Genomic DNA, 13,704 nt, shown 5'->3' on the forward strand with positions numbered 1-13,704 from the left:
AATTCAATGTCAGCGACCCTTATAGATGGAAAACAGATTGCTGCGCAAATTCGCCAAACGGTGAAGGCCAGTGTTGAAGAAAGAGTAAACAATAACAAGCGAGCGCCGGGCTTAGCCGTGGTCCTTGTTGGTAATGATCCTGCATCGGAAGTTTATGTTGGCTCTAAACGCCGCGCTTGTGAAGAAGTTGGTTTTGTTTCTAAATCTTTTGATTTGCCGGAAACTACGTCTCAACAGGAACTGTTAGATGTTATTGACCAGTTAAATCAGGATCCTGAAATTGACGGTATTCTGGTTCAGCTACCTTTACCTGAAGGTTTAGATGCAAATTTAATCATTGAGCGCATCAACCCGAAAAAAGATGTCGACGGTTTCCATCCGTTCAATGTGGGTAAACTCGCTTTGCGCCAGCCAGGCCTGCGTCCATGTACGCCAAAAGGCATTATGACGCTTATTGAATCTACGGGTGTTAAGCCACATGGGCTAAACGCCCTGATTATCGGCGCATCCAATATTGTTGGTCGCCCTATGACTCTGGAACTGTTACTTGCAGGTTGCACTACCACTACAACTCACCGTTTTACTAAAAATTTAGAGCAAAAGGTACGCGAAGCTGACTTGGTCGTTGTTGCTGTAGGAAAGCCTGAATTTATTCCGGGAGACTGGGTCAAAGAAGGTGCTATTGTCATCGATGTAGGTATCAACCGGTTATCTACCGGTAAATTGGTTGGCGATGTCGAATTTGACATTGCTAAAGATAAAGCGGCCTTTATTACTCCGGTTCCTGGGGGTGTTGGCCCAATGACGGTAGCCAGCCTGATTGAAAATACCTTGATCGCCTGCGAAGAATTTAGCGAGAGTTAATCCGCTAGTTATTGGTCATAAAAAAAGCCGGGATTTTCCGGCTTTTTTTATGCTTGCTTAATTAACCACGACGCCAGGTGGTTTTGCCTGCACTATCTTCCAGAACCACATTCATCTGTTTAAGCTTGTCGCGAGCTTGATCAGCTTTTGCCCAATCTTTGTCAGCACGTGCCTGATTACGCTGCGCAATTAATTGCTCAATTAATTCGCTATCAGCATCATCATTAGCCGCCCCCTGCAAAAATGCTTCAGGCTCCGATTGTGCAATGCCAATCACCGCCCCTAACGTTACCAGGATATAAGCTAACTCACTGGCCCTTTGCGCATCATCGGACTTTAGACGATTCACTTCTTTAGCAAGTTCGAATAGAACGGGTAAAGCTTCCGGCGTGTTGAAATCATCATTCATCGCTGCTTCAAAGCGAGCCACATACTCGTTTCCAGCAAGAGAAACTTTGGCAGGGGTTATATCTCGCAAAGCGGTGTAAATACGCTCTAAACTAGCTCTTGCCTGCGCAAGGTTTTCCTGAGAGTAATTTAGCTGGCTCCGATAATGGCTCGAAACCAGGAAGTATCGGACGGATTCCGCGTCATACTGCTCAAGCACACTGCGTAAGGTAAAAAAGTTGCCCAGTGATTTTGACATTTTCTCTTTGTTTACCTGCACCATACCGCCATGCAGCCAATAGTTCACATATGGCGTGTCATAAGCACAGCAAGACTGAGCGATTTCATTTTCATGGTGTGGGAACTGTAAATCGCTGCCACCGCCATGGATGTCAAAGTGCTCACCAAGGTGCTTGGAATTCATCGCTGAACATTCTATGTGCCAACCAGGGCGCCCCTCGCCCCATGGCGAAGACCAGGATGGTTCACCAGGTTTGGCCATTTTCCACAAAACAAAATCCAAAGGATCACGTTTTGCTTCATCGACATCAACACGAGAGCCCGCCTGCAACATTTCCAGGTTTTGCATGCTGAGCTTGCCGTAATCAGCATAAGAGCTGACATCAAACATCACATCACCATTACTGGCAACATAAGCATGCTTGCGCTCAATCAAGCGCTCAACAAGGGCAATGATTTCCGGCATATGCGTGGTAACCTTGGGCGCGATATCCGGACGCTCTACGTTTAAGGCATCAAGATCAGCGTACATATCAGCAGTCATGCGCTCGGTCAGACTATTACAGCTTTCGTTATTTTCTGCAGCACGCTTGATGATTTTATCATCAACGTCGGTGATGTTACGAACGTGGGTCAGATCATATCCGAGGTGGCGCAAATATCGTGCGATAACATCAAATGCAACATAGGTTCGCGCATGACCGATATGACAATGGTCATAAATGGTAATACCGCACACATACATACCCACCTTTCCTGGTGTGATAGGTTTAAACTCTTCCTTTTTACGACTTAGGGTATTGTATACGTGTAACATTTATCGTTCTCGATTGAATAAAAAATACGGGGAAAATAATGGCGGCAATTGTACATTAAGCCCTGACATAACTAAAGGGGCTGTGGCCATTCAACGAAAAGCAACCGCCCGGCAATTACAAGCTATAACCCCTTAATATCCCGGTGTTCTTGTACTTATAGCAAAGCCTGAGTACAATTCAGCTCTTATCTATTTAAGTATGTTTCCCAAAACAGGAACAAATTATGATCACATTTAAGACCAATTTAGGCGACATTAAAATCGAACTGGATTTTGAAAATGCCCCTAAAACGGCAGAGAACTTCAAGCAATACTGTCAGGAAGGTTTCTATAACGGCACTATTTTTCATCGTGTAATCAAAGGTTTTATGGCTCAGGGTGGTGGTTTCGAATCCGGCATGGACGAGAAAACGACACGCACAGCGATTGAAAATGAAGCCAATAATGGTCTGAGCAATAAGCGCGGTACATTAGCAATGGCGCGAACTCAGGATCCTCATTCAGCGTCTGCACAGTTTTTCATTAACCTTGTCGATAACGGTTTCTTAGATTTTAAAAACGAATCCGTGCAAGGTTGGGGTTATTGTGTATTTGGCCAGGTTGTTGAAGGCATGGACGTTGTCGACAAAATGACCTTAGTCGAAACCGGTCGCTTCGGTTTCCACGATGACGTACCTAAAGAAGAAATCATCGTAGAGTCAGTGGAAGTCGCTTAATCTTGTCCAGATTGATTTACTTTATTGCTGACTTGCATTTAAGTGATGAACGGGCCGATATCTCGGCCTGTTTTTTCGAATTCTTAAAAAATACCGCCAGCAAAGCTGATCAACTATACATCCTTGGCGACCTGTTTGAATACTGGGTTGGCGACGATAATGTAACCCCCCTCTCCTCTTCTGTGGCGACCGCGCTTAAAAGCTTAAGCGACTCTGGTACTGAGATTTTCTTTATCCAGGGAAACCGTGATTTCCTATTAGGTAAAAAATATGCCGAACAATGCGGTATGACCTTATTACCGGATACACAACTTATCGAACTTGATGGCAAGCCAGCACTAATTATGCATGGTGATACCCTGTGTACCCGGGATATTGATTATCAAAAGTTTCGGGCGAAATCCCGTACTTGGTGGTGGCAAGGCTTTATGACCAGACTACCGTTAGCACTGCGTCGTAAAATTGCTCAAAACTATCGAACCAAAAGCGCGATGTCGACGTCAAAGAAGTCACAGGAAATCATGGATGTTACCCAATCAGAAGTAGAAAAAGTACTGGCAGACAGTCAGTGCGACCTGCTGATCCACGGTCACACCCATCGACCTGCAGTCCATAATTTTGACGTTCAAGGAAAACCAGCCACTCGAATCGTTCTCGGTGACTGGTATGAACAAGGTGCCTGGTTAAAAGTCGAAGATGGCCAGATGGAATTGTTAAATCAACCGTTTGTTCCTACCTAACCTTGAACACACACGCCTATTTCACAACCACAGGTGTTCCACCAACAAAATTGCTCTCAATCCAAAAGTCGATATTTTTCTCCAACAGATGCAAGGGTAACGCCCCACTGGTTAATACCGCTTCATGAAACTGGCGAATATCAAAATCATCTTCAAGCTCTGCTTCGGCAAGTTTACGCAACGACTGGATTTTCATCATACCAATCTTATAGGCCGTTGCCTGTCCAGGGTAAACTAAATAGCGTCTGACCTCGGAGCGGATCACATCCTCTGACAACGGCGTATGCTGCATAAAATAATCTACGGCTTGTTGTTCCGTCCATTCTTTGGAATGCAAACCGGTATCAACAACCAACCTGACTGCTCGCCACATCTCTGTGGTTAACCGGCCAAAATCTGCATATGGGTCCTCATAAGCCCCCATTTCTTTGGCAAGATACTCGGCATACAACGCCCAACCTTCGATGTAGGCATCAAATTGCGCCTGGGTACGAAACGTCGGTAAACTTGTTAATTCCTGGGCAATAGATATTTGCATATGATGTCCCGGGCTGCCTTCATGAAACGCTATCGATTGCATATCATTTTTGTGTAAGGCTGACATATCCGACATGTGGGTGTAATAAACCCCCGGTCTGCTGCCATCGGGTGTACCGGGAAAGTAATGCGGTGCGCCACCATCCTGTTCACGATATGACTCAACACGTTTTACCTGCAATTTGGTTTTCGGCAAGGTGGCAAAATATTGCTCTAGACGCGATTCAATAAATTCGAGATTCGCCTCGGTTTGCTGCAGATATTCGGCTCTTCCTTCATCGGTATTGGGATAATAAAAACGAAAGTCGTCTTGCAGATACTGGAAGAACTCGCTTAGATTGCCGCTAAACCCCACAGAGTCTTTAATATCTATCATTTCTTCGGTGATTCTATCTACCTCATCGAGGCCAATTTGGTGGATATCATCAGCACTATAATCACTGTTGGTTGCAAGCCTTAGTCGATATTCGTAATAGGCATAACCATCAGTAAAACGCGAGGCGCCGGTTGGATTGACTGCGGCCAGACGCATATCCCGTTGCATCCAGGCAGTAATATTACGATAAGCGGAATATAAATCTCGAGTTAGAGCCTTACGGGCATTAAACCTTAAACTTTGGGCCTCAGCCGCACTTATTTGCCCGGAGGTTTGCAAGGCGGTGACTTTCGCTTTGATATCAACCCAAAGTGGCGAGTCTGCACCTTGATGAAACGGTTCGCCACGAATGATATTGTTAATTTGGCGAATCGCTCCTTGATAAGCAAACTTAGGAGGGCGATAGCCAGCCTCGGATTTTTCTTTAGCAATGGCAAGTAAGGTATTGAGCTGATCGGCCATGGCCAGAATTCGCTTGATATAGGCTTCCATATCCGCCTTGTTATCTACGCGATGAAAATTAATCAGTACCTGAGGTAAGGTAGTTTGAATACCATGTAATTGAGTAAAAACAAATTCGTTATTGAAATACAGTAAGCGGTCTCTGGCTAACTGGAATTGGTAGACCCATATATCATAAGAAACCTGAGCTTCGGGTGTTAACGCTTCATAATCAAAATGAGTTTTTAATTCATCGACCGTATTCGCATACCAACTTAACTGTTGTTCCATGGCTTGTTTGGAGAAATCATCGACTTTGTCATATTGATCTTTGCGGCCAATACGAGTCAGTAGCAGCGGACTCATCTGCAGTTGTTGCTCATACTTTTCTTCGAACCAGAGGTTTAATCGTTCGGTTTCACTGACCGCTGGCATCGATGCATCAGCCTCGATTGCAGTGGTTGGTTTTACCATCGAGCTACTCGTATTTACTTGCGGCTCAGACACCGCTTGCGGTGTTTCAGAAGTGCTCTCACAGGCGAAGAGCAACAGACACGTGGTGGCTAAAAAGCCACGAGAAATATTAGCGAATCGCATTGACCTGGTTCCTGGGTTATTTTTCCATACTGCAGGAAACAAAAAGGGGCTTAGTAAAAATATAAGCCCCAGTATCAGGTTGCGCAAATCGCCGCGGCAGGTTTTTAAGCCGGGAGTCCGCTATGAAAACGAAATTCACTATCAGGAGTATTAATCAATTCGGCTTCTATTTGTCCAAAATAAGCGATACGTTCGCTGATATCTTTACCTGCAACCTGCTCGGCAAGCTTGAGGTAATCCTGGTAATGTCTGGCTTCGGAGCGAAGTAAAGACACATAAAACTTATTCAATTCATCATCCAGGTGTGGCGCCAGCTTTGCGAAACGCTCACAGGATCTGGCTTCGATATACGCACCACAAATCAGTTTATCGACCAAGGTTTCCGGTTCGTGGGTTTTAACATGGCTGATTAATCCTTTGGCGTAGCGTCCAGCCGTAATGTTTTCATAAACGATACCGCGGTTTTCCATGATCTCTAATACTTGATAAAAATGATGCAACTCTTCTTTGATCAGCAACACCATTTTATCGACAAGCTCATTACCTATGCCTGAATCGGATTTAGGTACAATCGCCTTCGAAAATTTTAACTTCTGCGACAAACTTTGCAGATCCCCCTCTTTCCGGTAAATAAACTTCTCATAGGGTTGCAACCAGTTTAATAATTCATCGCCACTTTCCTTATCCACCGCATACTTACGAATCAGCCACATTGCTGTTTGCGCAGCTTTAAGCTCACAAATCATGTGGTCGGTAAGCAATAAATCTAACTGTTCTGGTTGCCTGGCTTTTTCAATCCAGGCGTCCGGTGTTTCACATTGCAAAAAAGATAAAATTGGCGCTAACAGGTTTTCACTCGACATGCTAATTTACTGACAAGAGGTTGGGTTTTAACAAGGTCGCAGATTTTAACACAGGGACAGGAATAATGATGCGTAAAATTGTTACCGTTAAGATGCGTAGTAAGAGACGAAAAAAGGCGGGAACAGCCACAAAAGCTTTCCCGCCTATTGGCATCGAAATTAGAGGATCAGATCGCCAGCATTCAGCACAGCGTCGTCTAAATCGATTGATAAATCCGCTACGCCATCGCCATTAACATCTCCTTGAAGAAGACCATCTGCATAACGCAATTCCCCCGCAACATTACTAAATGCGGCGTCGGCGATATAAACAAAGTTTGCACCCGTTGCACGCAAATCGATAAAGTCTTCACCGGTAGCGAAGTCCGAGACCCTATCACCGGATTCAATTACTGAAAATACAAAAGTATCGAACCCTTCTCCGCCAACGTAGGTATCAGCACCTGCTAAGCCATTAAGGACATCATCACCACCATTACCGGTTAGCACATTAGCGGCGCTGTTACCCTTGAGGTAATCACGTTCGCCAGAGCCGGTGGCATTCTCGATAACGGTACCGTATGCGATAGCAATGTTATCGTGGGATGTTACACCTAAACCACTAACGCCGGTTTCAAATGCTAAGTAGCCTTGATGAGCAGAGGTAGTGAGACCCTGCCAGAAAGCACTTGTGCCCGGAGCTACATTAGCAAGGCCCACAAACCCCGCATCTCGCATTAACTGACGGCGGCTGTTGATAACATCTTCACTCGGTACCGCCGAAGCGCCAGAACTAAACTGGCCTTGGTTCAAATCGATAAAGACGCTGGCATTCGCCCCGGACATGTCGATGGTATCTATACCTCCAGCATCATAAATCGTCACGATAGGGAACAGGTTTTTAGAAAAATCATAAACCTCATTGCCGGCCGTTGAGTTCCAGCCATAAACCGTATCATCTGCACGAGTGGTTAGATCAGGACCATAAGCCGCTTGAATGGAGACAATATCGTGAACCATAGGCGTATGAGGATAGTTATAAAAACCAGTACTCCAATCAACGATACCAAAGGAAAATGGTTGGTTTGAGGTTTCTTCATCGCCCCAGTAAGACATCAGTGAATACTGATTACTATCCTGCGCATATTCGGCCTGGCTTACGTAATTTGTCGCACCTGCGCCATTGTATGCGCCTGGATGACTCAAACCGAGCGTATGACCTATTTCATGGATTAAAGTAGTACTGCCGTACCCGCCAAAGCTCAACCAGGCATTGGTCCAGTTCCTCTCTGGAGATGCGACAAAAATATCGCTGAAAAATTTATAGCCCTTGGCTTTGGTGAAACCATATTCAGGATAGTAAGCATAGGCCTGACCTGGATCGAAGCTATTCGCAAACTGAATGTCTGCGCCCTGAGCGCCCTTTTCTACGAACGTAGGTGCAATTAAATCGTCCCACAATTCTATGCTTTTGCGCGCACTTTGTTTTTGCGCCTCGGAAAAACCGCTTAGTCCATCCCCGGCAGTGAATCCGTAATTAGGGTTGTTATACAAACCCGTCAGGCGCTTACCTTCTGGAAAGTTGTAAGTAATGATACCACCGCTAACCGAGTTGGTATAACCGGTAAAAATCTGCTGGATGACGCGAGGTAGATCAGCAATTTCCTTTTCTCTGAAGACGAATCCAGAGTACGGGTCAATACTGTAGTTTTCGGGCTCAACCAGGACATTAAAATCCGGTTGTAATTGTTCTGGAAGTTGATCTGGAACACTTGCTAAACCGGCAAATGCAATTAACGAGGTTCCAAGGGTAAGACTTACTGCGAAATGTTTTTTCGTTATTTTTGTTACTGACATGGGTATCTCTCTAATTGAATGAAAAATAATCAACTGCAATTTGATAGTAATGAATGAAACAATCTATCTCCATGTAATTTATAAATATTTTAAAAATATAAATGGGGTTTATTGTATCGTTTTCGTAACATATCACCTGCAGCCTTTAAATCCATTGACCTAAACAGAATGACGTTTTGCTGACCCCCTGGCTGGTAACAAAAGCGTAATAAAAGCTTCATAAAACCTTAATATTCCAAAGGGGCAAAGTTGATATAACTGACTTTTAAATAAACCATAGCTATTGTAGGGTTTTCACTGATCCGGCCTCTGTGGATATTGAAAAAAATCAATTGCCTACAAATCTGATGGGGATTAAGCTAGTGCTTACAAACCGCCAAAAACCATACGTTAAATGACAAGGAAGTGATATTTATGGCAAGGACAAGTTTGAAGAAAAGCCCGAAGGGCGAGCAAACCCGACAGAAAATACTCGACGCTGCAATTGAAGTTATCGCGCAGTCAGGAATAAAAGGCACAACCCACAGAGCTGTAGCCCATCAGGCTCAAATTCAGCTATCTCTGACCACCTACTATTTCGTTGATATCAGGCAACTGATTAGTGAAGCGATTCAGCTGAGCGCTGAGCGGTTTGTTGCAGAAAACTCTGGGCAGTGGTTAAGAGGCTTTTCTTTAATCGAAAGTTATACCGCGGCAGAGCGGCGCAAGGTTAGTGTCCGTAAACTTTTGTGCGAGCAACTTAGTGATATTGCCTCTCGCCACATGTATGACAATATTATTAACCGTCCAACAGGTTTGGCTGTTGAACAAATATTTTTTACTGAAATGATGTACTCTGAAGAATTGAAAGGCATTGCGTTTTCTCACATTCTGCAGCTAAAACAACCATTTATTAAATTGTGTCGTTACTTTAACCGGATAGACCCGAGCATTAACGCAGAATTAATGATGATAGCGTTTACGCGAATTCAGTATATGTATTTACCTTTGCCCCCACAAAGCGTTAAGATGAGTGAAATCAGGATGCTGGTCAAACGTCAACTGAGCTGGGTGATGGGGTTAAAAACCTAAACTTAAGCGGCGACCACCCCCACAACCTCTCCTGTGATTAATCATAAAATCAAGACTTACAAATAGTTATCCAGGACGTTTATTTTGAACTATCAAGACATTCTCGACGCCCAACGTCGATATTTTCAAACCAATGTTACTCGCGATTTAAACTGGCGAAAAGAGCAATTACAGCAAATCAAGGCAATGGTGATAAACCATGAAGCCGAGATCATTCACGCATTAGACAAAGATTTAGGAAAACCTGAGCAGGAATCCTGGATCACAGAAATCTCTTATGTAACCGGCGATGTCGATCATACGATCAAACATCTGAAAAAATGGGCGAAACCACGAAAAGTTTCTACCCCGGTCGTTGCCCAACCAGGTTCCTCTTATATCGTTCCTGAGCCTGTCGGCAGCGTACTTATCATGGGAGCATGGAACTACCCTCTTCAGCTCGTGTTAGCACCGTTAGTCGCGGTTATTGCCGCTGGTAACTGTGCAATCGTCAAGCCTTCTGAGATGGCTGTCAACGTATCAAAACTTTTGGCTACCATCATTCCTTTATATCTGGATAAAGAGGCGGTTACCGTTGTCGAAGGTGGTATCGATGAATCCACTGCGCTTCTTGAATTGCGATTCGATCACATCATGTATACCGGCAACGGCCACGTTGGTCGAATCGTGATGGCTGCCGCTTCTAAGCATTTGACTCCAGTTACGTTAGAACTTGGTGGTAAAAGCCCTGTATACATAGATCAGAGCACCAATATCAAGATAACCGCCCAGCGTTTAGCCTGGGGTAAATGGATGAACGCCGGCCAAACCTGTATCGCTCCGGATTATGTACTAACCCATAAATACATGGTTAAACCTCTGGTAGAAGCATTAACCAAAGAGGTTAAGTCTATGTTCGGCGACAACCCACAATTAAGTAAGAGCTACGGAAAAATTATCAACCCGCGTCATACCGAGCGTTTAGCTAGTTATCTCGATTCGGGAGAAATTGTTCATGGCGGTAATTACTCCATCGAAGATTGTTACATAGAACCGACTATCGTGGTCAATCCGGAAATGGATTCAAAAGTCATGACTGAAGAAATCTTCGGACCGATTCTACCAATTGTCTGTATCGAGGATTTCGCCAGCGCTAAAAAGTTTGTAGTTGAGCGAGACAAACCATTATCTGCGTATATTTTTACCAAAGATAAAGAGCAGAAATTACAGTGGCAACAGGAAATTAGTGCCGGTAGCCAATGTATTAATGACGTAGTAATGTTCAACGCTGTGCCTGATTTGCCATTTGGTGGAACAGGACCGAGCGGTATGGGTCAATACTCTGGAAAATCAGGATTTGATAATTTCTCGCATCTAAAGTCAGTATTGAAACGTCCATTTATGGCGGATTTGCCAATGCGTTTTGCACCATACAAAGAGTGGAAGCTAAATTTTCTGAAAAAAATTCGCTAACAAGCGAAACTGAAAAAGCGCCTGATGGCGCTTTTTTTTTAAACTTAAGAGATTCTATGAACAAACAAGTTAAACAACTGCTGAACAAGCATAACGCTCTCAATCAATTAGACGGTGTCAAAGTTACCTCCCACGTTCAGCGAGAAGACGGAGAGTGGTATCTAAACACGATTATGATTTGTGGCTATTCGGTACCATTTAAATATCGTCGTAAACAGATGTACCAGAGCTTGAACGGTCAAAACGTTAATATTACCTATTACTCCGCCACAGAGCAGATTGCCGGAATGGAGATTGAATATATGAAAGTAACCAGAATCAAAAGATATTGAATATTAGGCGGTTTCTTTTGTTAACCGGTTATCCCCCCCTGTTTCCCCTGTCAATCTTGATCTAAAACAGTTTTATCGCGTATTTTTTAAACAAGTCTTGATTATTTGTTGCACATACTACATAAATATAACTATGCCTTCTTAAAACAAGAATAAAACCATAACAATAAAGGCAAAATAGCGAGCATGAGTAGTTGATGCTTATCTGGGGATAGCGAAAGAGGAAGAAAATAATGATCCTAAATCATATCTGGGGATTGTACGCCCACCCAAGACAAGAATGGAACGAAATTGATTCACGCCATGAAGGTATTGCATACAGCATGGCACATATCTTAATCGTAGCTTTAATACCTTCAATTTGTGGTTACTTCGCCGCAGCTCACATTGGTTGGCGCATCGGCGCTGGCGATCCGATAATGCTGACAAAATCCAGCGCCCTGTTACTAGCAGTGTCTATGTACTGCGCGATCATTGTATCTATGGCGGCATTAACCTACCTGATTCACTGGATGGCGAAAACCTTTGATGCCAAACCTAACATCTCTCAATCGTTAGAGTTGGCAGCTTATGCGTCAACGCCTGTACTAATGGTGGGTGTTGCAGCGCTTTATCCTGTACTTTGGGTGTTTTCTATCGCCGGAATGATAGCGATCGCATACTCGGTTTATCTGCTATATTCTGGCACGCCTATTCTGATGCACATACCTGAAGAGAAAGGCTTCATTTATGCAAGCTCAGTAGTCACTTGCGGCTTGGTGCTGTTAGTGTGCGTCCTGGCTGCAACAGCAATGATGTGGACACTGGGGTTTGGGCCTGAGTTCACAGGCTAACACTCGAAACTAATGACAAAAAAGGCGCCTTCAGGCGCCTTTTTTATTGATTAGTTTGAGACTTAATCACTACCTTCATTATGAAGGTCTAAGATGGAATCGGCTTCTTTATCCGATTGCTCTTTGCTCTCATTATTTCGCATCGCATCCAGCTTCTCTAGGTAGCTGTGATCAATGTCGTTAGTAATGTAGCTGCCATTGAATACCGATGTTTCGAAGGCTTTAATGTCTTTGTTACCTTTACCAACAGCAGCAACCAAATCTTTCAGATCCTGGAAAATTAGCTTGTCAGCGCCAATTAGCTCACAAATATCTTCCAGCTCGCGACCATGGGCAATCAGCTCAGTCGCTGACGGCATATCAATACCGTACACGTTAGGAAAGCGAACTTCAGGAGCCGCAGATGCGAAGTACACTTTCTTGGCACCAGCATTACGAGCCATCTCAATGATTTGTTCTGATGTGGTTCCGCGAACAATAGAGTCATCTACCAGCAATACATTCTTGCCTTTAAATTCCTGAGAAATCGCATTCAATTTACGCTTAACTGATTTCTTGCGCTCTGCCTGACCCGGCATAATAAAGGTACGGCCAACATAACGGTTCTTAACAAAACCCTGACGGTAAGGAATCCCTAGCTGATGGGCAATTTGTAGGGCGATATCATTCGACGTTTCCGGGATCGGAATTACAACATCAATATCTAAATCGTCCCATTCACGGGCAATCTTCTTACCCAGAGCCGTTCCCATTTCTACGCGAGAGGCATAGACGGACATTTTGTCGATGGTTGAATCTGGGCGAGCAAAATATACGAACTCAAAAATACATGGGTTGTATGTAGGGTTTTGCGCACACTGACTGGAGAATAGCTGACCGTCTTCGGTAATGTAGATAGCTTCGCCAGGAGCGACATCACGAATAAACTCAAAATCACAGGCATCAAGTGCGACCGATTCTGAAGCAACCATGTACTCCATGCCGTTCTCGGTTTCACGCTTACCGAAGACCAGTGGGCGGATACCGTTTGGATCACGAAACGCCACCATACCATGACCAATAATCAATGCCACAGTAGCATACGCGCCACGAACCAGGTTATGAACCTGGCTTACCGCCTGGAAGATATCTTCTGCGGTTAACTCTAGGTTCTTCGCCTGTTGTAATTCATGGGCAAAAATATTTAAAAGCAGTTCGGAGTCTGATGTGGTGTTCACATGACGACGAGCTTTGTTGAATAACCAGGACTTCAGTTCGTCGGCGTTGGTAAGGTTACCGTTGTGAGCGAGGGAAATACCGTAGGGAGAGTTAGCGTAAAAAGGTTGAGCTTCAGAGGAGCTTGAAGTACCGGCGGTTGGGTAGCGAACGTGGCCAATACCGATATCACCTTGCAGACGCAGCATATGGCGGGTATGGAATACGTCTTTTACCAGGCCATTAGCTTTGCGAAGTCGAAATGTATTGTCACTTATCGTCACAATACCGGCAGCATCCTGCCCTCGATGTTGAATAACGGTTAAACCATCATATAAAGCTTGGCTAACGGGCGAATGGCCAACAATGCCAACAATACCACACATGAAATATATTCTCCGAAAATAT

At 44.2% G+C, this 13,704-nt stretch carries 12 protein-coding genes; 7 read left to right on the plus strand and 5 right to left on the minus strand.

Annotated features, from left to right (window positions below):
• Positions 1-6: 6 nt before the first annotated feature.
• Positions 7-864 (plus strand): bifunctional methylenetetrahydrofolate dehydrogenase/methenyltetrahydrofolate cyclohydrolase FolD, encoded by an 858-nt coding sequence (folD, locus tag FNC98_RS11065; protein ID WP_143581293.1) that lies wholly within the window; start codon positions 7-9, stop codon positions 862-864.
• A gap of 61 nt (positions 865-925) precedes the next feature.
• Here the strand turns inward: folD and cysS are convergent, their stop codons facing one another.
• Positions 926-2,308, minus strand: a complete 1,383-nt coding sequence (gene cysS, locus FNC98_RS11070; protein ID WP_143581294.1) for a cysteine--tRNA ligase — start codon at positions 2,306-2,308, stop codon at positions 926-928.
• Between the two features lie 224 nt (positions 2,309-2,532).
• Between cysS and FNC98_RS11075 the strand changes: the two genes are divergently transcribed.
• Positions 2,533-3,024: a peptidylprolyl isomerase gene (locus tag FNC98_RS11075; RefSeq protein ID WP_143581295.1), complete on the plus strand. Its 492-nt coding sequence runs from the start codon at positions 2,533-2,535 to the stop codon at positions 3,022-3,024.
• A 2-nt stretch (positions 3,025-3,026) separates the two neighbouring features.
• Positions 3,027-3,764 carry a UDP-2,3-diacylglucosamine diphosphatase gene (locus FNC98_RS11080; RefSeq protein ID WP_143581296.1) on the plus strand — a complete coding sequence of 246 codons (738 nt, stop codon included), beginning with the start codon at positions 3,027-3,029 and terminating at the stop codon, positions 3,762-3,764.
• 16 nt (positions 3,765-3,780) lie between these two features.
• Here the strand turns inward: FNC98_RS11080 and FNC98_RS11085 are convergent, their stop codons facing one another.
• The 3 genes from FNC98_RS11085 to FNC98_RS11095 all read right to left on the minus strand — a co-directional run bounded on the left by FNC98_RS11085 (position 3,781) and on the right by FNC98_RS11095 (position 8,414).
• Complete coding sequence (locus FNC98_RS11085) at positions 3,781-5,715, minus strand: DUF885 domain-containing protein (RefSeq protein WP_143581297.1); 1,935 nt, start codon at positions 5,713-5,715, stop codon at positions 3,781-3,783.
• A 104-nt stretch (positions 5,716-5,819) separates the two neighbouring features.
• Positions 5,820-6,578, minus strand: a complete 759-nt coding sequence (miaE, locus tag FNC98_RS11090) for a tRNA isopentenyl-2-thiomethyl-A-37 hydroxylase MiaE (protein WP_143581298.1) — start codon at positions 6,576-6,578, stop codon at positions 5,820-5,822.
• A 159-nt stretch (positions 6,579-6,737) separates the two neighbouring features.
• The gene (locus FNC98_RS11095; RefSeq protein ID WP_143581299.1) at positions 6,738-8,414 is read right to left on the minus strand and encodes a M10 family metallopeptidase C-terminal domain-containing protein; all 1,677 of its coding nucleotides are present in this window, start codon (positions 8,412-8,414) and stop codon (positions 6,738-6,740) included.
• Between the two features lie 414 nt (positions 8,415-8,828).
• Here FNC98_RS11095 and FNC98_RS11100 point away from each other — a divergent pair, with 414 nt between their 5' ends.
• From FNC98_RS11100 to FNC98_RS11115, 4 genes are all read left to right on the plus strand, one after another.
• Positions 8,829-9,485 carry a TetR/AcrR family transcriptional regulator gene (locus tag FNC98_RS11100; protein ID WP_143581300.1) on the plus strand — a complete coding sequence of 219 codons (657 nt, stop codon included), beginning with the start codon at positions 8,829-8,831 and terminating at the stop codon, positions 9,483-9,485.
• Between the two features lie 84 nt (positions 9,486-9,569).
• A complete protein-coding gene (locus FNC98_RS11105; protein WP_143581301.1) occupies positions 9,570-10,937 on the plus strand; it encodes an aldehyde dehydrogenase family protein in 1,368 nt (455 codons plus the stop codon).
• Complete coding sequence (locus tag FNC98_RS11110; RefSeq protein WP_409574551.1) at positions 10,904-11,269, plus strand: hypothetical protein; 366 nt, start codon at positions 10,904-10,906, stop codon at positions 11,267-11,269. Before FNC98_RS11105 ends, FNC98_RS11110 begins: the two co-directional genes overlap by 34 nt.
• A gap of 233 nt (positions 11,270-11,502) precedes the next feature.
• Positions 11,503-12,102 (plus strand): Yip1 family protein, encoded by a 600-nt coding sequence (locus FNC98_RS11115; protein WP_143581302.1) that lies wholly within the window; start codon positions 11,503-11,505, stop codon positions 12,100-12,102.
• Between the two features lie 62 nt (positions 12,103-12,164).
• Here the strand turns inward: FNC98_RS11115 and purF are convergent, their stop codons facing one another.
• Positions 12,165-13,682: an amidophosphoribosyltransferase gene (gene purF / locus FNC98_RS11120; protein WP_143581303.1), complete on the minus strand. Its 1,518-nt coding sequence runs from the start codon at positions 13,680-13,682 to the stop codon at positions 12,165-12,167.
• Between the last annotated feature and the right edge of the window lie 22 nt (positions 13,683-13,704).

Origin of the sequence: Thalassotalea sp. PS06 (genome assembly GCF_007197775.1) — a bacterium.
Lineage (GTDB): Bacteria > Pseudomonadota > Gammaproteobacteria > Enterobacterales > Alteromonadaceae > Thalassotalea_A.

What these genes read in the sequence shown, in the direction of transcription:
- miaE (WP_143581298.1), bottom strand. Translation starts at nt 6,578, where the DNA reads ATGTCGAGTGAAAACCTGTTAGCGCCAATTTTATCTTTTTTGCAATGT.
- FNC98_RS11085 (WP_143581297.1), bottom strand. Translation starts at nt 5,715, where the DNA reads ATGCGATTCGCTAATATTTCTCGTGGCTTTTTAGCCACCACGTGTCTG.
- FNC98_RS11115 (WP_143581302.1), top strand. Translation starts at nt 11,503, where the DNA reads ATGATCCTAAATCATATCTGGGGATTGTACGCCCACCCAAGACAAGAA.
- purF (WP_143581303.1), bottom strand. Translation starts at nt 13,682, where the DNA reads ATGTGTGGTATTGTTGGCATTGTTGGCCATTCGCCCGTTAGCCAAGCT.
- FNC98_RS11100 (WP_143581300.1), top strand. Translation starts at nt 8,829, where the DNA reads ATGGCAAGGACAAGTTTGAAGAAAAGCCCGAAGGGCGAGCAAACCCGA.
- FNC98_RS11095 (WP_143581299.1), bottom strand. Translation starts at nt 8,414, where the DNA reads ATGTCAGTAACAAAAATAACGAAAAAACATTTCGCAGTAAGTCTTACC.
- FNC98_RS11075 (WP_143581295.1), top strand. Translation starts at nt 2,533, where the DNA reads ATGATCACATTTAAGACCAATTTAGGCGACATTAAAATCGAACTGGAT.
- cysS (WP_143581294.1), bottom strand. Translation starts at nt 2,308, where the DNA reads ATGTTACACGTATACAATACCCTAAGTCGTAAAAAGGAAGAGTTTAAA.
- folD (WP_143581293.1), top strand. Translation starts at nt 7, where the DNA reads ATGTCAGCGACCCTTATAGATGGAAAACAGATTGCTGCGCAAATTCGC.